Here is a 26743-nt window from a genome sequence, read left to right on the forward strand (position 1 = left end):
ATCAGGTGGCCGGTTTTTCGGCGACAAGGGCCAGATTGTTTGCAGGCATCTCCACGACCTGCACCAGTTCCAGCCCTGCGTCCTGCATCAGGTCGATCGTGTCGAAATCGTCCTTGTAGCCGATTTCGGGATCCTGCGCGGTCAGGGTGGCGTGGAATCTGGCATCGCCTTCGCTGGTCAGTTCCCCGGCCCGCATGAACGGGCCATAGAGGACGAAACGCCCGCCCGGGGCAAGGGCGCGGGCGGTCTCGGCGATGATGGTCTCTGCCTCGGGCTGGCTGATGAGGTGCAGCAGGTTGATCAGCACGATCAGATCCTGCCCACCGTGCCGGTCCGCCCAGCCACGCTCGGTCGCGTCCAGCGCGATGGCCGGGACTACGTTCGGCAGGTCGCTTGCATAGTCGTCGATGCTGGCGCGCCGCGCGGCGTCGATCTCGGTCGGCTGCCATTCGAGCCCGGGCAGCCGCTCGGCAAACGCAGCGACATGCTGACCGGTGCCGCTGGCCAGCTCCAGCGCGCGGCCTCGGTCGGGGGCGACCTCGGATAGCAGAGCGCACAGGTGTGCGACGTTCCTGCTGGCAGCCGGGGCGACCAGCCGGGCGCCATCGCCCGGAGTGGCGACGCTTGCGCACGGGGGAAGGGGGCGCCGGGTCATGATCGCAGTCGCGCAGGGGACAGCGCCGTGACGATCTCGGGCGGCAGCTCGGGCGTCAGGCCCAGCGCCAGGTCGGCGACCAGCCGCGCGGCCGCAGGTGCGGTCTGAAACCCATAGCCGCCTTGCGCGGCCGACCAGACAAAACTGGCATCCGCCGGATCGGGCCCCAAGACCAGCGTGCCATCGGGCGCAAAACTGCGCAGACCGGCCCAATTGGTCTCCACCCGCAAAACCGGGCAGATGACCATTTCCTCGTAACGCGCCAACCCTTCGGCCAGCACCATGTCATCGGCCCAGGCGTCCTGTGGGGCAACGGGGTCGGCGTCGGCCGGGGACACCAGCAGCTTGCCGGCGTCGGGCTTGGCATACCAGGTCTCGCCCGCGCCCAGCATCATAGGCCAGTGGCGCAGGTCATGGCCGCCGGGCGCGGGCAGGCGCGCCATCGAGCGACGCCGCGGCGTGATCCCGATCGGGTCGATCCCGGCCATCGTTGCCACCTCATCCACCCATGCGCCTGCCGCGTTGACGATGGTCCGGGCTTCGAATTCCTGCTCTGCCGTCACGATCCAGTGTCCGGCCTTGCGGATACCTGTCACCGCCTGCCCGGTCAGGACCGTCCCGCCATTGGCGCGGATCGTGCGGGCGAAATCCTGCAGGACGCGGTCGGTGTCGATGTCATGGGCGGCCTCGCTAAGCGCGGCGCGGGTCACCGTTTCAGGGTTCAGAATAGGGACATGCGCCAGTGCCTCTGAAATCGGGATTTCCGTCATGTTCAATTCGGCCACGTCCAGGGCGAACTGTTCGGCCTGATTCTGCTTGGCCAACAGCATCAGACCGCGCGGCGTCAGGTATCCGCTGTCGGCAAAGAACCCGGCACTGGCCCTGTTCAATGCAACCACCGAAGCGGGGCCATACCCCTCCTCGAATAGCGCGGCCGAGCGCCCCGAGGCGTGGTAGCCTAACGCGTCTTCGGCCTCGAGAACGGTGACCGAGCCGTGTTCCGACAGGCGGGCGCCTGCACTCAGCCCCGCGACGCCGCCGCCGATGACCAGAAAGTCGATCATGTGGCCTCCTCGAGCCTGTCGGTGGCGGGTGGCGGCGATACGCTGAGCGCGGTGATGCGGGCATAAAGATCGGGGGACATTTCGAAGGTCAGCGCGGCCAGCGACGGGTCCAGTTGTTCGCGGCTGCGCGCCGAAATGATGGGGGTCGGCGCATAGGGGCTGGCGGAGACCCAGGCCACCGCCAACGTCGCCGGATCGACCCCGGTTTCGGCCGCCAGATCGGCCAACCGGGTCGCGGTTTCGGCCATCCAGTCGGCCCCGTAGCGGCTGGCATAGCGTTCATCTTCGGCCAGCCGCCCGCCGCCGCCGCGCGCATACTTGCCGGTCAGCAGACCGCCGCCCAGAGGAGAATAGGAAAACACAGCGATTCCCTGATCGGAACACATGGGCAGGATCTCGACCTCGGCCTGACGCTTGACGAGGTTGTACATCGGCTGCAGCGCGTCGATCGTCAGATCGAACTGCGCGGCGATCTGTGCGGCTTTCATCACCTGCCAGGCGGCAAAGTTTGACAGGCCCACATAGCGGATCTTGCCGGCCTGTTTCAGGCGGGCGAAACACTCCATCGTCTCGGCCAGATCGGTTCCGGGGTCGAACCGGTGCAGGTACAGCAGGTCGATCACGTCCTGCCCCAGTCGGGCGCGAGAAATGTCAAACTGGCTTTCGATATTCGCCGCCCCCGCGCCACCCGTGTACCCGACCTTGGTCGCAATCAGCAGATCGTCGCGCTCGGGCGCGATCATCTGGCCCAGCAAGGTTTCCGAGGCGCCATCGGTGTAGACATATGCCGTGTCGAAATGCGCGATCCCTGCGGCCCGGCAGGCATCATACATCGCTCGGCTCTGGTCCGCATCGGCGCGGCCGCCGAATTGCATCGTGCCGAAGGCAAATCCGCGCAAGGGTGCGCCGTTCAGGGTGGTAAGGTACTGGGTCATGTCTGCGTCCGATTGGTGATCGTTTGGACGAAACGCCGGAACAATCCGTCCCCCTTGTTTAAGCGGGGTTGAATTTGCGCATCAACCCATCCAGTCCTTTTCTGCAGGATTTTCCGGAGGCGGATTGTACCGGCGCAGATATTCACCCGATGGCCACGGGGCATATCCCCTCGTATGTGACAGAGGCGGTTGGAAGCGACTTTCTGTTCACCTTCATTGTGTTTTTCACCGTCGGCGTGGTCGTTCTGATCGGGGTCGGGTACCTGACCCTGAATTCGGTGCCGGAAAAGATGGCGCATGAAAACAACCACCCTCAGTTTAAATTGGTTAGGATTCTGGCGCTGCTGGCACTGTTCATCCACGACGGCATCTTCTGGATTGCGGCGATCCTGATGGCGGGTTTCCAGTTTCCGAACTTCGCTGCTCCCCTGCGTTCGATTGCCGATGCCATCCGGTCATTGGCACCGGGCCGCGGCCAGCCACCCGACCCAGAGGCCCCGCGGCACCCGTGACCGCCCTGGGGACGCGCACTGACGGAGCTGCGGCCGATGCTTGAAACACTGATGTGCGCGCTGGTCACCGTGCTGCGGGATTTCCTGTTCCGCAGGTTCGTGCAGGGCAAGCGGATCGGGCATGAAATCACCCTGTTCACCATGTGGTACGAGCTGCGCTGGGACCTGACCACCTGCGCGATCCTCGCGCTCGTGATCACCATGTTGTTCGACTTTCATCCGGTCAGCAAGACCGCGGTGTCGTATTTCCGCACGGTGACGATCCTGCCAAAGCTGGGCGGGCGGGTGTCCAAGGTCTATGTGACCAACAACCAGATCGTCACCGCGGGGCAGCCGATCTTCCGGATCGAGGATTTCACCCAGAAGGCCCAGGTCGAGGCGGCGCATGCGCAGATCGCCCAGATCCAGGCCTCGTTGAAAGTGGCCGAGAGCGACTTGGCCGAAGCCGAGGCTGGCATTGCGGCGGCCAAGGCTGCGCTGGATCAGGCCCTTGAGGACCTCGAGCGCAACACGACACTGCGCGACGAGGGCTCCAGCGCCGTGCGGCTGGCCGAGATCGACCGGCTGGAAAACCTGGTGGCCGAGCGCCAGGCCCAAGTGCGTGCGGCCGAATCGAAGAAGGCCGCTGTCGTTCAGCAGATCGAGGAATTGATCCCCGCCCAACTGTCCAGCGCCAATCCGCAGTTGGACGCGGCGTTGGGTGAGTTGGACAAGGCGGTCGTCAGTGCCGGCGTGACCGGCCGGGTCGAGCAGTTCGGGCTGCAGGTCGGCGACTATGTAAGCCCGCTTCTGCGTCGGCGGGCATTCTGGTGCCCTCAAACTCGGGGCGCGACAGGTTCCAGGCCGCGTTCAACCAGATGAGCGCACAGGTGATCGAGCCCGGCAAGATCGGAGAACTGGGCTGCATGACCAAGCCGTTCACGGTGATCCCGGCCGTGGTGGTTCAGGTGCAGGACGTGATCCCATCGGGGTAGATCCGGCCCACGGACGAGTTGCGTGACGTGCAGGTCAATACCAATCCGGGTTCGATCCTCGTCTATCTCGAGCCGCTGTATGGCGGCATGGCCGACACGCTCCCGCCGGGCAGCAACTGCCTGGCCAATGTCTATACCGACAATCACCACAAGCTCGAGGATGAAAGCCTAGGGTTCTGGCAGAAGGCGTTTTACCACGTGGTCGACGCGATCGGTGCCTTGCATGCGGCGGGCCTGCGCCTGCGGCTGATCCTGATGCCGGTTAACACATTGGTGCTCAGCGGGCACTAGCCGCGTGCAGCGACTGCGCGCTCGCGCCATTGTGTCTGGCCAAAATCGGGATCGCAGGCTAGGAGCCGCGCATGTTCGATGCACAGATCCGACCCATTATTGATCCGGTGCTGAACGCGCAGGGGCGTGTTCTTGCCCGGCTGGGCTTTACCGCCAACCAGATCACGCTGATCGGGTTGGGGCTGGGGCTGGTGGCCTGCGGCCTGATCGCCGTTGGGGAAACGGCGTGGGCCTTGCTGCCGCTGCTGTTGTCGCGCTTGGCGGATGGGCTGGATGGCGCGGTGGCCCGCGCGCGCGGTGGGACCGATTTCGGCGGTTACCTTGATATCACCTGCGATTTCCTGTTCTACGGCGCGGTCCCGTTCGCATTCGTCGTCGCCGACCCTGCGGCCAACGGCTTTGCCGGGGCCTTTCTGCTGCTGTCCTTCTACGTTAACGGCACCAGCTTTCTGGGCTTTGCCCTGCTGGCCGACCGTCACGGACTGCGGTCCGAGGCGCGGGGGAAGAAGGCGCTGTATTTCACCGGCGGCCTGCTGGAAGGGGCAGAGACGATCGCTTTCCTGGTTCTGCTTTGCCTGCTGCCGCAGGCATTCGCGCCCATGGCTTGGGTGTTCGGGGGGCTGTGTTTCCTGACGGCGGCGTCGCGGGTTCTTCTGGCCTGGCGCAGTTTTCGGGACCAACTGTAAATAAAAAAGCCCGCCAGATGGGGCGGGCTTTCCGGTGCTTTTCCGATCCGGCTTACTGCGGAATTTCGCCTTCCAGGCCTTCGACATAGAAGTTCATGCCGGCCAGCGTGCCGTCATCGGCCACTTCGCCTTCTGCCAGCCAGGCGCTGCCGTCCTGCTTGTTCAGCGGGCCGGTGAAAGGATGGTATTCACCCGATGCGATCGCGTCCTTCAGAGCCAGAGCTTCAGCCTTGACGTCGGCCGGAACGGCATCGGAGATCTCGCCGATCTCGACCATGCCTTCCTTGATACCGTCCCAGGTGTTCACCGACTCCCAGGTGCCATCCATCACAGCCTGGGTGCGCGCGATGTAGTAAGGCGCCCAGTTGTCGATGATCGAGCTGACGCGCGGCATCGGAGCATATTCGCTCATGTCCGAGGCCTGGCCGAAAGTGATCACGTTGCCGGCTTCTTGTGCGGCAGCCTGCGGTGCGGTCGAGTCCGTGTGCTGCAAGATCACATCGGCGCCCTGTTCGATCAGAACCTTGGCGGCATCAGCCTCTTTCGCCGGATCGAACCAGGTGTAGGCCCAGACGATTTTGAACTCGACATCCGGGTTCACCTTCTTGGCGTGAATGAAGGCCGAGTTGATGCCGCGGATCACTTCGGGGATCGGGTACGAGCCGATATAGCCGATGATGTTCGACTTGGTCATCTTGCCGGCGATATGACCTTGGACAGCGCGACCCTCATAGAAACGCGCCGAGTAGACCGACACGTTGTCGGCGGTCTTGTAGCCGGTGGCGTGCTCAAATTTCACGTTCGGGAATTTCTTGGCCACGTTGATGGTCGGGTCCATGTAGCCGAACGAGGTGGTAAAGATCAGGTCGGCCCCTTCCAGCGCCATCTGGGTCATGACGCGCTCGGCATCCGGGCCTTCGGGCACCGATTCCACGTACACGGTTTCGACCTTGTCGCCAAAGTGCTTCTCGACAGCCTGACGGCCCTTGTCGTGCTCGTAGGTCCAGCCGCCATCGCCCACCGGGCCGACATAGACGAACCCGACCTTTGTCTTGTCCTCGGCCACGGCGCCCGTGGCAAGGCCAAGTGCCATGACGGCGCTTGCCAGAAGTGAAGTGAATTTCATTTAGTTACTCCCCAATTTGGTACAGTTGGCCCCTAGTGCGAGGCGTGGAAGGTCCGGCCAAGTGAGGCAGGTGCCCTGCTCTTGTCGGCCGAAAGGATCACGAGCACAAGGATCGTTATGATGTAGGGCGACATTGCCAGATACTCGACAGGGATGGCAACGCCCGCTGCCTGCAAATTCAGCTGCAGAACGGTGATGCCGCCGAACAGATAGGCACCCAGCAAGGTGCGCCACGGTTTCCAGCTGGCGAACACCACCAGTGCCAGCGCGATCCAGCCGACGCCGGCGGTCATGCCTTCGGTCCATTGTGGTACCCGGATCAGGCTGATATAGGCCCCACCCAGCCCGGCGCAGGCGCCGCCGAAGAGGATGGCCAGAATGCGGATCCGCACCACCTTGTAGCCCAGCGCATGGGCGGCATCGTGGTTTTCCCCCACCGCGCGCAGGATCAGACCCGCTCGGGTGTATTTCAACATCGCCCACACCCCTGCGGTCAGCGCGATGCCCACATACAGGATCGGATCATGCTGGAACAGGATGGGGCCGATCACCGGCAGGTCGCTCAGGACGGGGATGTGGATGTCGCCCATGCTGGGCGGCTTGATGCCCACATAGCTTTGCCCCAACAACGCGCTGAGGCCCAGGCCGAACAGCGTCAGGGCCAGGCCGCTGGCCACCTGGTTGGCCAGTGCGAACTGGGTCAGCAGCACGAACAGCAGCGACAGCAGCGCGCCGCCGATGGCCGCCGCCACGAAACCCAGCCAGGGCGAGCCGGTCTCGACCGAGATCGCAAAGCCGCTGATCGCGCCCACGATCATCATGCCTTCGACGCCAAGGTTCAGTACGCCAGCTTTCTCGACGACCAGCTCTCCGATTGCGGCCAGCAACAGCGGGGTGGCCGCCACCATCAGCGAGGCGATCAGCAGAATGGGGTTGATTTCACCAAGGTTCATGGGTCACGCCACCTCGCTGCGGGCCGCACGGATGCGGTAGTTGGTCAATAGGTCAAAGGCCAGCAGGAAGAACAGCAGCATCCCCTGAAACACCTGAATCGCGGCGGCGGGCAGCCCCAGCTGAGACTGCGCGATCTCGCCGCCGATATAGGTCAGCGCCATCAGGCCGCCGGCCAGAAGGATGCCCACCGGGTGCAGACGGCCGAGGAAGGCCACGATGATGGCGGTAAACCCGTAGCCCACGTTGAAGTCGATGCTCACCACGCCCGCGGGGCCGGACACTTCGAACATGCCCGCCAAGCCCGCCAGGGCACCCGAAAGCCCCAGGCAGAACAGGATCAGCCGGGGCGGGTTCACGCCTGCGAATCTTGCTGCGCGGGGGGCCTCGCCCGTCAGGCGGATGTGAAAGCCCAGCATGTGCCGGTTCAGCAGGACATAGGCAAAGATCACCGCAACGAAGGCCGCGACCACACCCCAGTGCATGCCCGATCCTGCGATCAGTTCCGCGTTGTGCGCGGCGTCATAGGATTGCAGGTTGCGCGAGCCCGGAAAGCCGAACCCCTCGGGGTTTTTAAGCAGCCCCAGCGAGACCGAGGCCAGGAATTGCTCGGCCACATAGACGAGCATCAGCGAGACAAGAATCTCGTTGGTGCCAAAGCGCACTTTCAGAAAGGCCGGGATCATCGCCCAGATCCAGCCCCCAAAGGCCCCGGCGAGGACCATCAGCGGAAATACATACCAAGCATCAAGCGGATAGAAGGCCAGCCCGATGCCCGCGCCGAAAATCGCCCCCATGATGTACTGACCCTCGGCGCCGATGTTCCAGATCCCGGCGCGAAAGCCCAGCGACAGCCCGATGGCGATCAGGACCAGTGGCGCGCCTTTCACCAACAATTGCGGCCGGTAATAGAATGAGAACTCGCCGAACAGGGGCTCCCAGAAGATCGTGCCGATCGCCTCGACGGGGTTTTTGCCCAAGATGGCGAACAGCAGCCCGCCGAACACCATCGTGGCCACCACCGCCACCAGCGGCGTGGCGTAGGACCACGCCTTGGACGGCTGTGGGCGTTTCTCCAGCACGATCATCCCGTGATCCCCCTGCCTGTTGCGTTCTTGTTGATGTGCGCCGGTCGAAAGCCGCGCCGAGGCCTATACATGCGCCACCTCCATGCCATGCGCGCCGCCCATCATCAGGCCGATCTCTTCGACGCTCAGGTTGGCCGTGGGCCGCGGCGCGCTCAGTCGCCCCTCGTTCAGCGCGGCGAAACTGTCCGAGATCTCCATCAACTCGTCCAGGTCCTGGCTGATGCAAACCACAGCCGTGCCCTGGGCCGCAAGGTCCAGAATAGCCTGACGGATCGCGGCGGCTGCGGCGGCATCGACCCCCCAGGTCGGCTGGTTCACCACCAGAACCTCGGGGTTTTGCAGCACCTCGCGGCCGATCACGAATTTCTGCAGGTTGCCGCCCGACAGCGACCGCGCGGCGTTCTCAGGGCCGGGCGTGCGGACGTCGAAGGTTTTGATGATCCGCTCGGCGAAATCCCGGGCTTCGCTCCATTTCAGAAAGCCCCGGGTTTCGAGGTTTTCCCGCACCGACCCGGTCAACAGGGCGTTCTCGGTCAGGCTCATGTCCGGTGCCGCCGCATGGCCCAGACGTTCCTCGGGCGCGGTTAGTACACCCAGCTCGCGCCGTGCAGTGGGCCCCAGCCGGCCGATGGGCTGGCCGTTGAATTTGATGGCGTCGGCCGTGGTCAGGATTTCGCCCGACAGCGCACCCAGCAACTCGTCCTGCCCGTTGCCGGCGACGCCGCCGATGCCCAGAACCTCGCCCTTGCGCACGGTCAGGTGCACGTTTTTTAGCGCCGTGCCGAACTCGGACGGAGACGGCACCGACAGGCCGGTCACATCCAGCGCCACCGGGCCGAACGCGCGCCCCGCGCGTTCCGGTGTCTGCAAGGCCGAGCCAACCATCCGTTCGGCCATGTCGCGGGCCGAGGTCTCGGACGGTACGCATTCGCCCACATTCTTGCCCAGCCGCAGGATGGTGGCGTGGTCGCACAGCGTGCGGATTTCTTCGAGCTTGTGCGAGATGTACAGGATCGAGGTACCCTCCGAGCGCAGCTTTTTCAGCGTCTCGAACAGGATCTCGACCTCCTGCGGCGTCAGAACCGAGGTGGGTTCATCCATGATCAGCAGCTTGGGGTCCTGCAACAGGCAGCGGATGATCTCGACCCGCTGGCGTTCGCCCGCGGACAGGTCGCCCACGGTCCGGTACGGGTCGAGCGGCAGGCCGTAATTCTGCGAAACTTCGCGAATACGCGCAGCCAGGTCGCCCATGGGAGGTGGGTTTTCCATGCCCAAGGCGATGTTCTCGGCCACGTTCAGCGCGTCGAACAGCGAGAAATGCTGGAACACCATCGCGACGCCGTCGGCGCGCGCCGCGCGCGGTTCGCTTGGGGCGTAGGGCTGGCCGCGCATCAGCATCGTGCCGCTGTCGGGCTTGACCAGCCCATAGATCATCTTGACAAGAGTGGACTTGCCGGCGCCGTTCTCGCCCAGCAGGGCATGGACTTCGCCTTCCGCTATGTCGAAGGACACATGGTCATTGGCCACGACGCCGGGATAGGCCTTAGTCAGTCCCTGCAGGCTCAGAAGTGGAGTGGTCACGCGCTCTGGTCCTTCTTCAAGTCATTCTGCCGGGCGGGGCGCAGGATATGTGCCGCCACACCGATTGCGATCATCTGCGGGTGCTTGCCCAGGGCCGGGTCCCCGATGGGGCAGGTGATCCGGCTGATCTGCGCCGGTGAATGCCCCAGCGCGGCAAGGCGCGAACGGAATCGCGCCCATTTCGTAGCCGAGCCGATCAGCCCCGCAAAGCGGAAATCATGCCAAAGCAGCCGGTTGCACAGTTCAAAGTCCAGATTGTGTGAATATGTCAGCACCAGGTGCTCGGCATCTGGCGGAGCGTGGTGCACCAGATCCGCCGGATTGGCTGCCGGCACTGCGGTAACACCCGGCGGAACCATCTCGGGAAAACGGTCGGGCGCGGTGTCCACCCAGGTGATCGCCAGATCGGGCAGGGGGGCCATCACACCGACCAGCGCCCGCCCGACATGTCCGGCCCCCCAGATCCACAGCTGGCTGAGGGGGCTGTGCACCGGTTCGATCATCCAGCCGTCGATCAGTTGGGGCTCGGGGCGCTGGCCCTGGTTGCGGGCCTGTGCCAGCAGCCGTTTCACCGAAAGCGGCATCGGAGCATCCGTGACGGGGCGGGCGATCACCTCGCGGTCCAGCTGCGCGACAGCTTCCGCGTCATAGACCTCGCTCAGCAGCTTGACGGCGCCGCCGCAGCATTGCCCAAGGTCCGGCCCCAGCGCATGTCGGGACAGGCGGGACCGGTCTTGCTGGGTCCGGGCCGCCTCGGCCGCCTGAAACTCGAGCGTGCCGCCGCCGATCGTGCCCGACTGCCCGCCGTCCCAGACCAGCATCGCGGCGCCGACCTCGCGCGGGGACGACCCGCGTATCGCCGCGATGACCACGCGTGTCACCTTTCCGTGTTTTTCGACTGCCTCCCTCAATGTCTCCAGGTCAAATCCCATCAGGTGCCTCCACGCAGGCGTTGAATGGCACGCCAGACTTCTTCGGCGGTGGCCGGAGCGTTCAGACCCGGGTATCCATCGCCACAGGCCGCAACGGCATTCGACAGCGCCAGCCAGGCCGAAATTCCCAGCATGAAGGGCGGCTCGCCCACCGCCTTCGAGCGATAGATCGTGTCCTCGCGGTTCGCGCCATCCCAGAGCGCCACGTTGAACACGCCCGGCCGGTCCGAACAGGCGGGGATCTTGTAGGTCGATGGCGCATGGGTGCGCAGCCGGCCCTTGTCGTCCCACACCAATTCCTCGGTCGTCAGCCAGCCCGCGCCCTGCACATAGCCTCCTTCGACCTGCCCGATATCCAGCGCCCGGTTCAGCGAGGCGCCGGCATCATGCAGGATATCCGCCCGCAGAATCCGGTTTTCCCCGGTCAGGGTATCCACCGCCACCTCGGTCACCGCCGCGCCATAGGCGAAGTAATAGAACGGACGCCCCTGACCCTTGATCCGGTCCCACTCGATCTTGGGCGTCTTGTAGAACCCGGTCGCCGACAGGCTGACGCGCCCCTGATAGGCCAGCGCCGCCGCCTCGGCAAAGCTGTAGCTTTCCTCGCCCACGGTAACCCGGCCGTCGGCAAAGACGACCGCCGATGGGTCGGCCTGATGCCGCTGGCCCAGATAGGCGGCCATCCGGTCGCGGATCGTGTCGCAGGCGGCCTTAACGGCCATCCCGTTCAGATCGCTGCCCGACGACGCCGCCGTGGCCGAAGTATTCGGCACCTTCGCGGTATCGGTCGCGGTGATCTTCACCGTCTCCAGCGGAATACCGAACCGCGCGGCCGCCACCTGCGCCACTTTCTGGAATAGCCCCTGACCCATCTCGGTGCCGCCATGGTTCAGATGCACCGAGCCATCCTGATACACATGCACCAGCGCCCCGGCCTGGTTCAGATGGGTCAGCGTAAAGGAAATCCCGAATTTCACCGGCGAAAAGGCGATGCCCTTCTTGACAACGCGGTTCTCGGCATTCCACGCCGCGACCGCCGCCTTGCGCGCGGCATAGTCGCTCGACGCCAGCAGGGCTTCGGTCATCCCGTGCAGCTCGAAATCCTCGACCACCTGCCCATAGGGCGTGGTATTCCCCTTCATCTTTTCGGAAATACTCCGGGGGGAGGCCGCAGGCCGGGGGGCAGAGCCCCCCTCAGCCGGAGCCGCATAGTAATTCCGCCGCCGCAGCTCGACCGGGTCCAGCCCCAGCACATGCGCTGCGTGATCCATCACCCGCTCGATCCCCACCATGCCCTGCGGCCCGCCAAAGCCGCGAAACGCCGTCGCCGATTGGGTGTTGGTCTTCAGCCGATGGCTCTCGATCCGCGCGTTGGGCAACAGATAGGCGTTGTCGGCATGCAGCATCGCCCGGTCGGCCACTGGCAGCGACAGGTCCTGCGCCCAGCCGCAGATGGCGTAATGCTTGAACGAGACACCCTGAATGCGCCCCTCCGCGTCGAACCCGGCCTTGTAGCTGATGCGGAAGGCATGCCGCTTGCCGGTGATGATCATGTCGTCGTCGCGGTCATAGCGCATCTTGCAGGCCCGCCCGGTCGCCCGCGCCGCGATGGCGCAGGCCACGGCCAGCGCATTACCCTGACTTTCCTTGCCGCCAAAGCCGCCGCCCATCCGCCGGGTCTCGACCCGCACGGCGTTCATGGGAACACCCAGCGCCTCGGCCACCTTGTGCTGGATCTCGGTCGGGTGCTGGGTCGAGGAATGCACCAGCATGTCCCCGCCCTCGTTCGGCACCGCCAGCGCGGCCTGACCTTCCAGGTAGAAATGCTCTTGCCCGCCGATCTCGAACGTGCCTTCGATCACATGCGACGCCTGCGCGATGGCGGCGTCGGCGTCGCCCTTGGCGTAGATCCGCGGGCCGTCCTCGAACCGGCTGTCCGCGGCCAAGGCCTCCTCGATGGTCAGGATCGGCGTTTCCTCGGCATAGTCGATCCTGCCCAGCCGCGCCGCCTTGCGCGCCGCCAGATGGCTGGTGGCGACGACCAGAAACACGGGCTGGCCCACATAGTTCACCGTCCCGTTCGCTAGCAGCGGCTCGTCATGGACCGAGGGCGAGACGTCATTGGCAAAGGGGAGGTCCTCAGCCGTCATCACCATCACGACGCCCTCGGCGGCCTTCACCGCCGACAGGTCCATCGCCGTGATCCGGCCCTTGGCGATCGGGCTGAACCCAAAGGCCAGGTGCAGCGTGCCTTTGGGCGTCGGAATGTCATCCACGTAACGCGCGGTTCCCGACACATGCAGATGTGCTGCGTCATGGGGCAGGGGCTTGGTCACGCTCATGCCGACACCTCAAGCACGTTGGTCAACTCGCCCTGATCCTCTGCGAAATACCGCTCCAGCATCGCCCTGGCCGTCTCCAGCCGGTATTCGGCCGAGGCGCGCATGTCGGTCAGCGGGGTGAAATCCCCGTCAAACGCCGGCAGCGCGGCCTGAACGGTCTCATGCGTCCACGCCTTGCCGACCAAGGCGGCCTCGACCGCCGCGGCCCGCTTCGGAATGCCCGCCATGCCACCGAAGGCGATGCGCGCCTGCGCCACGACGCCATCCGAAACGGTGACATTGAAACAGCCACACACGGCCGAGATATCCTGATCGAACCGCTTGCTCAGCTTGTAGCATTTCAGCCGGTCCGATTGACGGGCAAAGCTGACCGCCTCGACGAACTCGCCGGGCGCGCGGTCCTGCTGGCCGTAATCGACAAAGAAATCCTCCAGCGGGATCGACCGCCGCGCGTCCCCTTTGCGCAGATGCAGCGTCGCCCCCAGCGCGATCAGCGCGGGCGGGTTGTCCCCGATGGGCGAGCCGTTGGCGATGTTGCCCCCCACGGTGGCCGCATGGCGCACCTGCACGCTGGCATAGCGCCGGATCATCTCGGCATAGGAGGGGTGCAGATCGGCCATCGCCGCGCCCATGCGGTTCATGTCCACCATCGCACCGATGCGGACCTCGTCTTCGGTGATCGAGATCTCCTTCAGATCGTCGCAACCGCCCAGAAAGATCACCGGGTCCAGATCGCGCAACTGCTTGGTCACCCACAGGCCCACATCAGTGGCGCCGGCCACCAGAGTCGCCTCGGGATGGCTGGCATAGACCTCGGCCAGCTCGTCGGACGAGCGCGGCATCATCGGCGAGGCGGGTTCGACCGCCACCGGCGTGTCCCTGATCCAGACCGGCACCGGCTGGTCTTCGACGGCCTTTGCCGCGCGGATGATCGGGGCATAGCCGGTGCAGCGGCACAGGTTGCCGGCCAGTTGCGTGTCGTGATCGGTCGCGCCATTCGCATGGCTGGCCACCATAGACATCACGAAACCCGGCGTGCAGAAGCCGCATTGCGAGCCGTGATGTTCCACCATCGCCTGCTGAACCGGGTGCATCTGGCCATCCGGCCCGCTCGCGCCTTCGACAGTGCGCACCGCCTTGCCATGCAGCTGCGGTAGAAACAGGATGCAGGCATTCAGCGCCTTGGCGCCGCCCTCATCCGTCACCATCACGGTGCAGGCGCCGCAGTCGCCCTCGTTGCAACCTTCCTTGGTGCCGGTCAGGCCGCGGTCCTCGCGCAGCCAATCCAGCAATGTGGCCGTCGGATCGACATCCGCCAACTCCACAGTCTCTCCGTTCAGAAGAAACGTGATGTTCATTATAGAAACCCGTCGCGTTACCCCGTTGCGCCCATGGGTGCCCTCTCTCGATGCGACGTAGAGAAAGAAGCGGGCTTGTAGCTTGCCGAAAGATGTTAGAAACAGCGCCGGACGGCTGGCAAGAAAAACCGCCCCTGGAATGCACCATTCCTATTCGTCTTGACAGGTGTATCGACCGCCTGATCCGGGCACGACTTTGAAACAAAACACCTTTTTGCCATTACTCCCCGATCTCAAGTGAAGCACCTTCTGAAAAACCCGAATAATCGCTGATTATTGTTTGAGCAACCCGCCGGTATCCTTCTGTCTTTTGCCCGCGCGCCGAGTGGGATAGCCTGCGCTCATGAGCAGTTCTCCACGATTCATCCACCTCCGTGTTCATACCGAATATTCCCTGCTGGAAGGCGCTGTGCGGCTGAAAAAGCTGCCCGGTCTGTGCGAGCAGATGGACATGCCCGCCGTTGCGGTCACCGATACCAACAACATGTTCTGCGCGCTGGAGTTTTCCGTCACCGCCAGCGGCGCGGGCATCCAGCCGATCATCGGCTGCCAGGTGGACCTCAGTTATGTGACCGCACAGCCGGGCGACAAGCCGACGCTGCCTGCGCCCGTGGTGCTGCTGGCCCAGTCCGAGACCGGGTATGAGAACCTGATGAAGCTCAGCTCGTGCCTCTATGTGGACAAGGGCGGGCAGCTGCCGCAGGTCACTCTGGATGAACTTCAGCGCCATTCGGCGGGCCTGATCTGCCTGACCGGCGGCCCGGACGGCCCCGTGGGCCGCCTGCTGCAGCAGGGCCAGCGCCCGGCGGCCGAGGCGCTGGTGGACCGGCTGGCCGCGATGTTCCCCGATCGCCTGTATATCGAACTGCAACGCCACCCCGGCGAGGATGGCCAGCCCGAGGCCGAACGCCTGACCGAGCGCGGCCACGTGGAGATGGCCTATGCCAAGAACCTGCCTCTGGTCGCCACCAATGACGTCTATTTCCCAACCTCGGACATGTACGAGGCGCACGACGCCCTGATCTGCATCGCCGAGGGCGCCTATGTCGACCAGCAAGAGGGCCGCCGACGCCTGACCGCGCAGCACTATTTCAAGTCACCGCAGGAAATGGCCACGCTCTTCGCCGACCTGCCCGAAGCGATCGAGAATACGGTCGAGATCGCCAAGCGCTGCGCCTTCATGGCCTACAAGCGCAACCCGATCCTGCCGAAATTCGCCGATGACGAGGTCGAGGAACTGCGGCGTCAGGCCAACGAGGGGCTGCAGAAACGCCTGGCGGTGATCCCCCATGCCGTCCCGCCCGAGGAATACCAGAAGCGTCTGGATTTCGAACTGGGCATCATCGAAAGCATGGGGTTCCCCGGCTACTTCCTGATCGTTGCCGACTTCATCAAATGGGCCAAGGAGCACAACATTCCGGTCGGGCCGGGGCGGGGCTCGGGCGCGGGCTCGCTGGTGGCCTATGCGCTGACGATCACCGACCTTGACCCGCTGCGCTACAGCCTGCTGTTCGAACGCTTCCTGAACCCCGAGCGGGTCTCGATGCCCGACTTCGACATCGACTTCTGCATGGACCGCCGCGAAGAGGTGATACGCTACGTTCAGCAGAAATACGGCCGCGACAAGGTGGGCCAGATCATCACCTTCGGTGCGCTCTTGTCCAAGGCGGCGGTGCGTGACATCGGGCGGGTGCTGCAGATGCCTTACGGCCAGGTGGACCGCCTGTCCAAGATGATCCCGGTTGAAGGGGTCAAGCCGGTCTCGATCGAAAAGGCGCTTAAGGACGAACCCCGCCTGCGCGAAGAGGCCCGCAACGAAGAGGTGGTGGACCGCCTTCTGACTTACGGCCAGCAGGTCGAGGGGCTGTTGCGCAACGCCTCGACCCACGCCGCCGGCGTGGTGATCGGCGACCGGCCGCTGGACGAGCTGGTGCCACTCTATCAGGACCCGCGCTCGGACATGCCCGCGACCCAGTTCAACATGAAATGGGTGGAACAGGCCGGTCTGGTCAAATTTGACTTTCTGGGCCTGAAAACCCTGACCGTGATCCAGAACGCGGTGGACCTGATCCGCAAGTCGGGCCGCGACCTGCACATTGCCGCCGACGGGAGGCAGCTCTATGACCCGCCCGAAGGCGCGGTGAACGAGATCAACGCGATCCCGCTGGACGATCCGGCCACCTACAAGCTCTATTCCGCGGCCAAGACCGTGGCGGTGTTCCAGGTTGAAAGCTCGGGCATGATGGACGCGCTCAAGCGCATGAAACCCACCTGCATCGAGGACATCGTGGCGCTCGTGGCGCTCTACCGCCCCGGCCCGATGGAGAACATCCCCACCTATTGCGAGGTCAAGAACGGCCAGCGCCAGATCCAATCCGTTCACCCGCTGATCGACCACATCCTGGAAGAAACCCAAGGCATCATCGTCTACCAGGAACAGGTGATGCAGATCGCGCAGGTCATGGCGGGCTACAGCCTTGGCGGCGCCGACCTGCTGCGCCGCGCGATGGGCAAGAAGATCAAAGAGGCGATGGACGCCGAACGCCCGAAATTCGAGGCTGGCGCGGCCAAGAACGGCGTGGACGCCAAGAAGGCCTCCGAGGTGTTCGACCTGCTGGAGAAATTCGCCAACTACGGCTTCAACAAATCCCACGCGGCGGCCTATGCGGTGGTCAGCTACCAGACCGGCTGGCTCAAGGCGAACCACCCGGTCGAGTTCATGGCCGGCGTCATGAACTGCGATATCCACCTGACCGACAAGCTGGCGGTGTATTTCGAAGAGGTCCGCAAGGGGCTGGGCCTGCCTTACGTGCCGCCCTGCGTGAACCGCTCGCTGGCGACCTTCGACGTGGTGGATGGCCAGCTGGTCTATGCTCTGGGCGCGCTGAAAAACGTGGGCGTCGAGGCGATGAACCTCGTGGTGCAGGGGCGGGGCGACAAGCCTTTCGTCAACCTCTTTGACTTCGCCCGCCGGGTCGACCTGAAGAAGGTCGGCAAACGGCCGCTGGAGATGCTGGCCCGCGCGGGGGCCTTCGACGAACTGGACAAGAACCGCCGCCGGGTGTTCGAAAGCCTCGAACAGCTGGTGCAGTATTCGGCGGCGATCCACGAGCAGAAGAATTCGAACCAGGTCTCACTGTTCGGCGAGGCGGGCGACGATCTGCCCGAACCGCGCCTGTCGAAATCGCCCGACTGGTTGCCCGCCGAACGCCTGAGCGAGGAGTTCAAGGCCATCGGCTTCTACCTCTCCGGCCACCCGCTGGACGACTACATGCCCGCCCTGAAACGCAAGCAGGTGATGACGCTGGACGAGGTCACCGAAAAGGCACGCTCGGGTCCGTTGATCGCCAAGATGGCCGGTGTGGTCGCCGGACGACAGGAACGGAAATCGGCCAAGGGCAACCGGTTCGCCTTTGCCCAGCTGTCCGACCCGACGGGGGCATACGAGGTGACGCTGTTCTCGGAAACCTTGGAGAAATCACGCGAGTATCTGGAAACCGGCGCGCAGGTCGTGCTGACGGCCGAAGCCACGATGGAGGCCGACCAGCTGAAGCTGCTGGCGCGCTCGGTCGGTCCGGCGGATTCGGTGGTGGCCGAGGCCGGGGCAACGGGTCTGCGCATCTTCGTCGATCAGCCGCAGGTGGTGTCCACCGTGGCACGGGTTTTGCAGGACGCGGCGGGGGCGGCCCGAAATGCCGCGAAGGGGCCGGTTCACCTGTGCCTGATGGACCCGGGCCTGCCGGGCGAAGTCGAGATGGATCTGGGGCAGGATTTCCCCATCAACCCGCAGATCAAGGGTGCGATCAAATCGCTCGATGGCGTGATGGACGTGCAGGAGGTCTGACGCCCCTTCAATAATGCGGCGGGCGTTCGTCGCCCAGGATGACCCCGCCGGACCCCTCCTGCGCGCGTTCGGCCTCGCGCTGCATCAGCATCGCGACATGGCGGGTCAGGCGATCGATCTCGTCCTGCTGCTTGGCGACGACCATGCTCAGGTCATCCACGGTGCGGGTCAGGTGGGCGATTTTCTCTTCCAGATGCTGCATCGCTGGGGCTCCTGTGATCTGGTGCGGTCATACCGCTGTGGCGCACGCAATGCCAGCGCTGGCTTGCCCCGACCCAGACCATGGGATAGACCGCGCGCGCAAGTGATGAAATCCCAAGGACGCCCCACATGGCCAAGCCCAAGAAACAGCCCCGCCCCAAGGCCGTCACGCCGAAAGGGTTCCGCGACTATTTCGGCCAGGAAGTCACGCAGCGCACCGAGATGCTGCGGACGATTGCGGACGTCTATCATCGCTATGGGTTTGATGCGCTGGAAAGCAGCGCCGTGGAAACGGTCGAGGCGCTGGGCAAGTTCCTGCCCGATGTCGATCGCCCCAACGAAGGCGTGTTCGCCTGGCAGGAGTTTGACGAGGGCGGCAACGGCGACTGGATGGCGCTGCGCTATGACCTGACCGCGCCGCTGGCCCGGGTCTATGCCCAACATCGCAATGACCTGCCCACGCCCTATCGCCGCTATGCGATGGGGCCGGTCTGGCGCAACGAAAAGCCGGGGCCGGGGCGATATCGCCAGTTCTATCAGTGTGATGCGGATACTGTGGGAACGGCTAGCATGGCCGCCGATGCCGAAATCTGCGCCATGCTGTCCGATACGCTGGAAACCGTGGGCATTCCGCTCGGCGACTATCTGGTGCGGGTCAACAACCGCAAGGTCCTCAACGGCGTGCTCGAGGCCATGGGCCTGGGCGCGGACGCGGCGGCGCGCGATGACGTTCTGCGCACCATCGACAAGTTTGACAAGGTGGGCGAGCAGGGCGTGCGCGAGTTGCTGACCAAGGGTCGGCTGGACGCCTCGGGCGCGTTTATCGAGGGCGTTGGCCTGTCCAACGATCAGGCCGAGCCGGTGATCGCCTTCCTGACCTCGAAAGCCGATGACGCCGCCGGAACGCTGGCCAACCTGCGCGCGGCCGTGGGTGACAGCAAGATCGGCGCTGAAGGCATCTCCGAGCTGGAGCAGATCGGCGAATTGCTGGCTGCGGGAGGCTATGGCGCCGATCGCATCCAGATCGACCCCTCGGTCGTGCGAGGGCTGGGATACTACACCGGTCCTGTCTACGAGGCCGAGCTGACCTTCGAGATCTTCGATGAAAAGGGTCGCAAGCGGCAATTTGGTTCCGTCGCAGGCGGCGGGCGCTATGATGATCTGGTCAAGCGCTTCACCGGGCAGGAAGTGCCCGCGACCGGTGTCTCGATCGGGGTCGACCGGTTGCTGGCCGCGCTGCGCGAGAAAGGGCGGATCAAGTCACATGACACCGGGCCGGTCGTCGTGACCGTGATGGACCGGGACCGCATGGCCGACTATCAGGCGATGGTGGCCGAACTGCGCAATGCCGGCATCCGAGCCGAGGTCTACCTGGGCAACCCCAAGAATTTCGGCAATCAACTGAAATACGCGGACAAGCGGAACTCGCCCGTCGCGGTGATCGAGGGCGGGGACGAGAAGGACCGCGGCGTGGTTCAGATCAAGGACCTGATCCTGGGCGCCAAGATCGCTGAAAGCGCTACGCTTGAGGAATGGAAGGAACGCCCCAGCCAGTTCGAGGTGCCGCGCGCCGATCTGGTCGCCAAGGTGCGCGAGATTCTGGACAGTCAGGACTGAGCCATGCCCAACCGATCCCAGATCCAGGCCCGGGCCGCGATGATGCGCGTGCGTTTCGAGGCCGCCGGGGCGCAGGTCGTCGATACGCCGCTGCTGCAATCGGCCGAGACGCTGCTGGACCTTTACGGCGAGGATATCCGCGCGCGCGCCTATGTCACCTCGGACGCGCTGCGCGGCGAACAGATGCTGCGCCCGGATTTCACTCTGCCGGTGGTGCAGATGCACATGCGCGACGGCGCCGAACCGGCCCGCTATACCTATTCGGGCGAGGTGTTTCGCCGTCAGGAACACGACCCCGACCGCGCCAATGAATACATCCAGGTGGGCTATGAGGTCTTTGACCGCGACGATCCGGCAGGCGCCGATGCCGAGGTGTTCTCGCTGTTTGCCCTGCAATTGCGGGGCCTGCCGCTGCGCGCGGCGACCGGCGACATCGGCATTCTGACGGCTGCAGTACAAGGCCTGCGCACCTCCGACCAACGCAAGGCTGCGCTGATGCGCCATCTGTGGCGGCCGCGTCGGTTCCGGGCTCTGCTGGACCGGTTCGCGGGCCGCAAGCCCGAGCCGGACCACCGCGCCGCGTTGCTCGCTGCGGCCGACCCGATGGCATGCGACGCGCCGATGATCGGCAAGCGCCGACCGGCCGAGATCGCCGCCCGCATCGACGCCCTGCGCGCCGACCGCGACACACCGCCGATTTCAGACACGGAGATGGCCGGGCTGGACGCGCTGCTGGGCGTGCGCGAGACCATGCCCTATGCGCTGGAGCATCTGCGCGACATCGCCGTCGATCTGCCCCAGATCACCCCCGCGCTGGACCGGCTCGAGGCGCGGATCGCTGCCCTGCAGGCGCGTGGCGTTGATGTCGGCAAGCTGGATTTCGAGGCCTCGTATGGGCGCACCTCGATGGAATATTACGACGGGTTCGTTTTCGGCTTCTACGCCGAGCGCCGCCCCGATCTGCCGCCTATCGCTACCGGTGGGCGCTATGATGCGCTGACGCGGCGGCTGGGCAACGGGGCCGAGATCCCGGCGGTGGGTGGCGTGCTGCGCCCCGACCTGATGCTGGAAATCGAGGAGGCGGGCCAATGACCCTGAAGCTGGGCGTGCCGTCCAAGGGGCGGCTGATGGAGAAAACCTTTGCCTGGTTCGCCCGCCACGGGATCGAGCTGTCGCGCGCCGGGTCCGACCGGGAATACGCTGGCAAGGTGGACGGGATCGAGGATGTCTCGCTGATCCTGCTGTCGGCCGGAGAGATTCCGCGCGAGCTGGCTGCCGGGCGGATTCACTTGGGCGTGACAGGCACCGACCTGGTGCACGAAAAATTGCCACGCTGGGAACAGCAGGTCGAAGAAATCGCACCGCTGGGCTTCGGCCAGGCCGATCTGGTGATCGCGGTTCCGGCCTGCTGGGTCGATGTCGAGACGCTGGATGACCTGGACGCCGCCGCCGCCGCCTTTCGGGCCACGCATGGGCACCGTCTGCGGATCGCCACCAAGTACCACCGCCTGGTGCGCGAGTTCCTGACCGATTCTGGGGTTGCCGATTATACGCTGGTCGACAGCCAGGGGGCGACCGAGGGAACGGTGATGAACGAAACCGCCGAGGCGATCGCCGACATCACATCGACCGGCGAGACCCTGCGTGCCAACCACCTTAAGATCCTGTCAGATGGGTTGATCCTGCAATCGCAGGCCACTTTGTGGCGCAGCCGGGTTGCGGAGTACGGGGGGGGCGAAAAGGCTGCTCTGGCAGAAGTAATGCGCCGTTTGGGCTGAGGCTAGAGCACGCCGATTTCAGCCAGCGCGCGGTTCAGATCCTCGGGCAGGGCGTCGTCCTGCGCGCGGCTTTCGGGCAGGTCTGCGGGGCTGTCCTCGGGTTTCAGATAGCGCCAGCCTTGAAAGGGCCGTTTTTGCGCGCCCTGTGTGCGATGGACCTGCGGGTCCAGCACGATGGCGCAGCGGCGGATGCCATCCTCACCCGTCACCTCGTCCAGCCGCAAAATGCGCTGGCGGCACTGGATGACGCCCTTGATGACCCAGAAGATCGATCCGCCGTTCAGAATCTCGGCCTCGCGCTTGGGCCACATGCGGGTGATGTGGCGGGGCAGGCCGTCCGCAAAGCGCCGGCGATAGCTGTCCTGCCAGGCGATCAGGCTATCCACGCTCTCGGACCCGACCGAGAGTTTCACGAGGTTGATGTACTTATCCACAGCTTTCCCACAGAGTCGTCCCATGGACTATCCTTATATTGTAGCCTACCGTTGCGCGCTATCAAGCTGTTGTGGTTCAGCGCGGGTTTGGTCTAATCTGGGTGCCTCTTTCAGAACAGGGAATCACCAATGAGCCGCTTTGCCGCCCCCATCGCCGAGCAGATCTGGGACATGAAATACCGCTTCAAAAAAGCGGATGGCACGCCGATCGACAAGTCGGTCGAGGATACGTGGCGGCGAATTGCGCGCGATCTGGCACGGGTGGAAAAGGACCCCGCGCATTGGGAACAGAAGTTCTACGAGGCGCTTGAGGACTTCAAATACCTGCCCGCCGGGCGGATCACGGCCGGGGCAGGCACCGCGCGGCAGGTGACCCTGTTCAACTGTTTCGTGATGGGCACGATCCCCGACAGCATGGGCGGCATTTTCGACATGCTGAAAGAGGCTGCGCTGACCATGCAGCAGGGCGGGGGGATCGGCTATGATTTCTCGACCATCCGGCCGCGCGGCGCGGATGTGCACGGGGTGGCCGCCGATGCCTCGGGGCCGCTCTCGTTCATGGATGTGTGGGACGCCATGTGCCGCACCATCATGTCGGCGGGCTCGCGCCGGGGCGCGATGATGGCGACCATGCGCTGCGACCATCCGGATATCGAACAGTTCATCACCGCCAAATCCGACCCGGCCCGCCTTCGTATGTTCAACATGTCGGTTCTGGTGACGGATGCCTTCATGGACGCGGTCAAGGCCGATGCTTCGTGGGACCTGGTCTTTGACGGCAAGGTCTACCACACGGTGCAGGCCCGCGACCTGTGGAACAAGATCATGCAGGCCACCTATGACTATGCCGAGCCGGGCGTGATCTTCATCGACCGGATCAACCAGGCCAACAACCTGAGCTATTGCGAGACCATCGCCGCCACCAACCCGTGCGGAGAGCAGCCACTGCCGCCTTATGGCGCCTGTCTGTTGGGTTCGATCAACCTGGCGCGGCTGGTGTCAGCACCGTTCGAAGACGCGGCTCGTCTGGACGAGGCGGCATTGCAGGAGCTTGTCGCCACGGCCGTTCGCATGATGGACAACGTGGTGGATGCCTCGAAATTCCCGCTGCCGCAGCAGGCCGCCGAGGCGCAGGCCAAGCGCCGCATTGGGCTGGGCGTGACCGGATTGGCGGATGCGCTGTTGATGCTGGGTCTGCGCTATGGCTCGGACGAGGCGGCGCGTCAGACCGAGCGCTGGTTGCACGCGATCGCTCGCGCCGCGTATCTGGCGTCGGTGGACTTGGCCAAGGAAAAAGGGGCCTTTCCCCTGTTCGATGCCGAGAAATACCTGGCCAGCGGCACCATGCAGCAGATGGATGACGATGTCCGCGAGGCAATCCGCGAACACGGCATCCGCAACGCTTTGCTGACCTCGATCGCGCCCACGGGGACGATCTCTCTGTATGCGGGCAACGTTTCGTCGGGGATCGAGCCGGTCTTTGCCTATGCCTACACCCGCAAGGTGCTGCAGAAGGACGGCTCGCGCACCGAGGAAGAGGTGGTGGACTATGCCGTTCAGATGTGGCGCGACAAGTTCGGCGACGTCGAACTGCCCGACTATTTCGTGAACGCCCAGACCCTGACGCCGGCCGAGCATGTCAAGATGCAGGCTGCCGCGCAGAAATGGATCGACAGCTCGATCTCGAAGACGATCAACTGCCCCGAGGACATCGCGTTCGATGCTTTCAAGGACGTGTACATGCAGGCCTGGGATCAGGGCTGCAAGGGCTGCACCACCTATCGCCCGAACGACGTGACAGGTTCGGTGCTGACCGTTTCGGAAAGCGACGACAAGGTGCCAGGTGAAAGCGCGGATGCGCCGCACGAGGTGGATGGCGGCGATGTCATCTACATGTCCGAACCGCTGGACCGGCCGCAGTCGCTGGAAGGGTCGACCTACAAGCTGAAATGGCCCGATAGCGAGCACGCGATCTATTTGACGATCAACGACATCGTCATCGGTGGTCGGCGGCGTCCGTTCGAGGTGTTCATCAACTCGAAGAACATGGAGCATTACGCCTGGACGCTGGCCCTGACCCGGATGATCTCGGCCGTGTTCCGACGCGGTGGCGACGTGTCCTTTGTGGTCGAGGAACTGAAGGCCGTGTTCGACCCGCGCGGCGGGGCCTGGGTGCAGGGCAAGTACATCCCCTCGATCCTAGCGGCGATCGGTGGCGTGATCGAGCAGCACATGATCGCGATCGGGTTCCTTGAGGGGGAAGGGATGGGACTGAAATCCGACCCGCAGGCGCAGGTGGTCAATATGGACGCTCCCCGCGGCAAGGCCTGCCCGTCCTGCGGTCAGTATGAGATGCGCATGATCGAAGGCTGCATGACCTGCGCAAGCTGCGGCCATTCAAAATGTGGTTGATGGGGGAAGGGCGGAGTTGAGGTGAAATAACCAGAAATTTTTGGCCATTTGGCGCGTCTAAATGACCTTCTTCCTAGCATTTGGTATCCATTTTTCAGTTTCAGGCCCGGGTGCCAATGTGTGTGTGGTCATAATGCTGAATTTTCTTGAACCCGCCACCTCGGTTGCTTGAGAATGGCCGACAAGCACCTCAACCTGCCGTGTGATTGGGGCTTGCGCGGCCCCATTCGGGCCACGGTCCCCTCACACCGTGACAATTTCTTCCGGCTTGTGTCTCCCCGTTGCCATTCCGATCCTCCGTTTTCCTAAACATAACGGCGGATCACTTCTTTGGGGGAGGGTCACCGGTACCTGATATTTTAAAACACGCGGAGACCGCATTCATCGTTGGAAATGCAGACACCCGATCAGGCATATCTCAACCCGTCGTCACCAATCGCGGCGGCATAACCGAGCGGAAAACCAACCTACGAAACGGTTCAAACAGACCGAACCACCTCTCTGCACAAGCATCTTTCGCGGCGGGAATCCTGATCGAATGCCGGTTTCGGCATCAATCATTGGTCCGAGCAGAACAACTCGTACACCGTTTCGATCATCTTGCGCGGACGGTCGTCGGCCAGGCTATAGTAAATGGCTTTCCCCTCGCGGCGGGGAACCACCAGCCCCTCGAAGCGCAGACGCGCCAATTGCTGGGACACGGCGGCTTGTCGTGCGGACAGCAGTTCTTCGAGTTCGGTCACTGATTTCTCGCCCGAGGCCAAATGGCACAGGATCATCAGCCGCCCTTCGTGGCTTATGGCTTTCAGAAAACCCGCCGCACGGGCCGCGTTTTCTGCCATGCGGTCCATTTCTTCGTTGGACATGTCCGAAGAAAGCTTGGGAAGCGTCATCCTGTTTGACCTTTTTGACTGTAACTCGACGAGGGCGGCGTGCCCAAGGCTCCATGGGTATTGCTGGCGGTCGTTTACACTTAGTAATCGGGAATTTCCATAAGAACGCTTCGCAATCTTGTAATGCGAGCACAAGCAGCCTGGGCAGTTCGGCCTGTTGCGCGGATTGCAGAGGATGGCATACGGGCAACGTAGATTGGCGGTCATGTCCGCATCGCGAACTCTGGCGCGGCTGACCCCTTGCAGCCCCTCGGCGCCGACACTAAGACTCGTGTAACGTCTTTCCGGGTATGGTCCCGGTCCATAGCAAATCAGGCAGGTTCCGAATGTTCGATCCAGTTGACACCTACATGAACACGCTCGTCCCGATGGTCGTCGAGCAGACCAGCCGCGGAGAGCGTGCCTATGACATCTTCTCGCGCCTTCTGAAGGAGCGGATCGTGTTCATCAACGGCCCGATCCACGACGGGATGAGTCATCTGATCGTCGCGCAGCTGCTGCACCTCGAGGCCGAGAATCCGAACAAGGAAATCTCGATCTACATCAACTCGCCCGGTGGCGTGGTGACCAGCGGGTTGGCCATCTACGACACAATGCAGTACATCAAGCCGAAATGTTCGACCCTGGTGATCGGCCAGGCAGCCTCGATGGGGTCGGTTCTGCTGGCCGGGGGCGAGAAGGGGATGCGTTTTGCGCTGCCCAACAGCCGCATCATGGTGCACCAGCCCAGCGGCGGCTATCAGGGTCAGGCCAGCGACATCATGATTCACGCGGCCGAGACGCAAAAGCTGAAGGATCGCCTGTACGATATCTATGCCAAGCATACCGGACAGTCGAAAAAGACCATTGAAAAGGCGCTGGATCGTGACAATTTCATGAGCCCGGAAGAGGCCAAAGAATGGGGCCACATCGACGAAATCGTCGAAAGCCGGACGAAGGCCGAGCCCGACGAAGCGTGATGCCGAAACCCCGCACCCACAGGTGCGGGGTACGATTTTGAGATTGTAGCTGCCTTGGCGCTGGCCTAAGCTCGGTCCAAGGTGGCAAGCGCGGTCCGCACGGGGCCGCA

21 protein-coding genes and 1 pseudogene are annotated in these 26743 nt (G+C 63.9%); 9 read left to right on the top strand and 13 right to left on the bottom strand.

Annotation, left to right across the window (positions count from 1 at the left end; all coding sequences use genetic code 11):
* Position 1 precedes the first annotated feature (1 nt).
* The 3 genes from AC2FMD_RS03805 to AC2FMD_RS03815 are packed head-to-tail and all read right to left on the bottom strand — an operon-like array spanning position 2 to position 2654.
* Positions 2-655, bottom strand: a complete 654-nt coding sequence (locus AC2FMD_RS03805) for a DUF938 domain-containing protein (protein ID WP_496743012.1) — start codon at positions 653-655, stop codon at positions 2-4.
* Positions 652-1719: an NAD(P)/FAD-dependent oxidoreductase gene (locus AC2FMD_RS03810; RefSeq protein ID WP_496743011.1), complete on the bottom strand. Its 1068-nt coding sequence runs from the start codon at positions 1717-1719 to the stop codon at positions 652-654. Before AC2FMD_RS03810 ends, AC2FMD_RS03805 begins: the two co-directional genes overlap by 4 nt.
* On the bottom strand, positions 1716-2654 hold the full coding sequence (locus AC2FMD_RS03815; protein WP_496743010.1) for an aldo/keto reductase: 939 nt from the start codon (positions 2652-2654) through the stop codon (positions 1716-1718). Before AC2FMD_RS03815 ends, AC2FMD_RS03810 begins: the two co-directional genes overlap by 4 nt.
* 149 nt (positions 2655-2803) lie before the next feature.
* Here AC2FMD_RS03815 and AC2FMD_RS03820 point away from each other — a divergent pair, with 149 nt between their 5' ends.
* The 3 genes and pseudogenes from AC2FMD_RS03820 to AC2FMD_RS03830 all read left to right on the top strand — a co-directional run bounded on the left by AC2FMD_RS03820 (position 2804) and on the right by AC2FMD_RS03830 (position 5117).
* Complete coding sequence (locus AC2FMD_RS03820; protein WP_496794692.1) at positions 2804-3166, top strand: hypothetical protein; 363 nt, start codon at positions 2804-2806, stop codon at positions 3164-3166.
* A gap of 36 nt (positions 3167-3202) precedes the next feature.
* Positions 3203-4431: pseudogene (locus tag AC2FMD_RS03825) on the top strand (HlyD family secretion protein).
* Between the two features lie 71 nt (positions 4432-4502).
* Positions 4503-5117: a CDP-alcohol phosphatidyltransferase family protein gene (locus AC2FMD_RS03830; RefSeq protein ID WP_496687306.1), complete on the top strand. Its 615-nt coding sequence runs from the start codon at positions 4503-4505 to the stop codon at positions 5115-5117.
* A gap of 52 nt (positions 5118-5169) precedes the next feature.
* On the opposite strand, the gene AC2FMD_RS03835 is transcribed toward AC2FMD_RS03830, so the two are convergent.
* The 7 genes from AC2FMD_RS03835 to xdhA all read right to left on the bottom strand — a co-directional run bounded on the left by AC2FMD_RS03835 (position 5170) and on the right by xdhA (position 14495).
* Positions 5170-6243, bottom strand: a complete 1074-nt coding sequence (locus AC2FMD_RS03835; RefSeq protein WP_496743008.1) for a BMP family ABC transporter substrate-binding protein — start codon at positions 6241-6243, stop codon at positions 5170-5172.
* A gap of 32 nt (positions 6244-6275) precedes the next feature.
* Positions 6276-7196 carry an ABC transporter permease gene (locus AC2FMD_RS03840; protein WP_496687307.1) on the bottom strand — a complete coding sequence of 307 codons (921 nt, stop codon included), beginning with the start codon at positions 7194-7196 and terminating at the stop codon, positions 6276-6278.
* A gap of 3 nt (positions 7197-7199) precedes the next feature.
* The gene (locus AC2FMD_RS03845; protein WP_496687308.1) at positions 7200-8282 is read right to left on the bottom strand and encodes an ABC transporter permease; all 1083 of its coding nucleotides are present in this window, start codon (positions 8280-8282) and stop codon (positions 7200-7202) included.
* Between the two features lie 63 nt (positions 8283-8345).
* On the bottom strand, positions 8346-9863 hold the full coding sequence (locus tag AC2FMD_RS03850; RefSeq protein WP_496794693.1) for an ABC transporter ATP-binding protein: 1518 nt from the start codon (positions 9861-9863) through the stop codon (positions 8346-8348).
* A complete protein-coding gene (gene xdhC, locus AC2FMD_RS03855) occupies positions 9860-10795 on the bottom strand; it encodes a xanthine dehydrogenase accessory protein XdhC (protein ID WP_496794694.1) in 936 nt (311 codons plus the stop codon). Before xdhC ends, AC2FMD_RS03850 begins: the two co-directional genes overlap by 4 nt.
* Positions 10795-13137: a xanthine dehydrogenase molybdopterin binding subunit gene (xdhB, locus tag AC2FMD_RS03860; RefSeq protein ID WP_496794695.1), complete on the bottom strand. Its 2343-nt coding sequence runs from the start codon at positions 13135-13137 to the stop codon at positions 10795-10797. Before xdhB ends, xdhC begins: the two co-directional genes overlap by 1 nt.
* Positions 13134-14495: a xanthine dehydrogenase small subunit gene (gene xdhA / locus AC2FMD_RS03865; protein WP_496743236.1), complete on the bottom strand. Its 1362-nt coding sequence runs from the start codon at positions 14493-14495 to the stop codon at positions 13134-13136. The genes xdhB and xdhA overlap by 4 nt, the downstream gene beginning before the upstream one ends.
* Positions 14496-14838: 343 nt before the next feature.
* Here xdhA and dnaE point away from each other — a divergent pair, with 343 nt between their 5' ends.
* Positions 14839-18339, top strand: coding sequence for a DNA polymerase III subunit alpha (gene dnaE / locus AC2FMD_RS03870; RefSeq protein WP_496743237.1), 3501 nt, complete (start codon positions 14839-14841; stop codon positions 18337-18339).
* 7 nt (positions 18340-18346) lie between these two features.
* Here the strand turns inward: dnaE and AC2FMD_RS03875 are convergent, their stop codons facing one another.
* The gene (locus AC2FMD_RS03875) at positions 18347-18541 is read right to left on the bottom strand and encodes a SlyX family protein (RefSeq protein ID WP_093964614.1); all 195 of its coding nucleotides are present in this window, start codon (positions 18539-18541) and stop codon (positions 18347-18349) included.
* Between the two features lie 128 nt (positions 18542-18669).
* Here AC2FMD_RS03875 and hisS point away from each other — a divergent pair, with 128 nt between their 5' ends.
* From hisS to hisG, 3 genes are read left to right on the top strand one after another with little or no spacing between them, the layout of a single operon-like run.
* Positions 18670-20157 (top strand): histidine--tRNA ligase, encoded by a 1488-nt coding sequence (gene hisS / locus AC2FMD_RS03880; RefSeq protein WP_496743238.1) that lies wholly within the window; start codon positions 18670-18672, stop codon positions 20155-20157.
* Between the two features lie 3 nt (positions 20158-20160).
* Positions 20161-21249 (top strand): ATP phosphoribosyltransferase regulatory subunit, encoded by a 1089-nt coding sequence (locus tag AC2FMD_RS03885; RefSeq protein WP_496727603.1) that lies wholly within the window; start codon positions 20161-20163, stop codon positions 21247-21249.
* On the top strand, positions 21246-21935 hold the full coding sequence (hisG, locus tag AC2FMD_RS03890; RefSeq protein ID WP_260064940.1) for an ATP phosphoribosyltransferase: 690 nt from the start codon (positions 21246-21248) through the stop codon (positions 21933-21935). The genes AC2FMD_RS03885 and hisG overlap by 4 nt, the downstream gene beginning before the upstream one ends.
* A 2-nt stretch (positions 21936-21937) precedes the next feature.
* Here hisG and AC2FMD_RS03895 read toward each other — a convergent pair whose 3' ends face one another.
* A complete protein-coding gene (locus AC2FMD_RS03895; protein WP_149776173.1) occupies positions 21938-22369 on the bottom strand; it encodes a DUF1489 family protein in 432 nt (143 codons plus the stop codon).
* 129 nt (positions 22370-22498) lie between these two features.
* On the opposite strand from AC2FMD_RS03895, the gene AC2FMD_RS03900 reads away from it, so the two are divergent.
* Positions 22499-24781, top strand: a complete 2283-nt coding sequence (locus AC2FMD_RS03900) for an adenosylcobalamin-dependent ribonucleoside-diphosphate reductase (RefSeq protein WP_496794696.1) — start codon at positions 22499-22501, stop codon at positions 24779-24781.
* Positions 24782-25338: 557 nt separating this feature from the next.
* Here AC2FMD_RS03900 and AC2FMD_RS03905 read toward each other — a convergent pair.
* Entirely contained in the window at positions 25339-25674 is a 336-nt protein-coding gene (locus tag AC2FMD_RS03905) for an ArsR/SmtB family transcription factor (RefSeq protein WP_496713318.1), read from the bottom strand.
* A gap of 326 nt (positions 25675-26000) precedes the next feature.
* On the opposite strand from AC2FMD_RS03905, the gene AC2FMD_RS03910 reads away from it, so the two are divergent.
* Positions 26001-26633 (top strand): ATP-dependent Clp protease proteolytic subunit, encoded by a 633-nt coding sequence (locus AC2FMD_RS03910; RefSeq protein WP_149777001.1) that lies wholly within the window; start codon positions 26001-26003, stop codon positions 26631-26633.
* The last annotated feature ends 110 nt before the right edge of the window (positions 26634-26743 follow it).

This window comes from Ruegeria sp. BHSC276, from assembly GCF_059612945.1.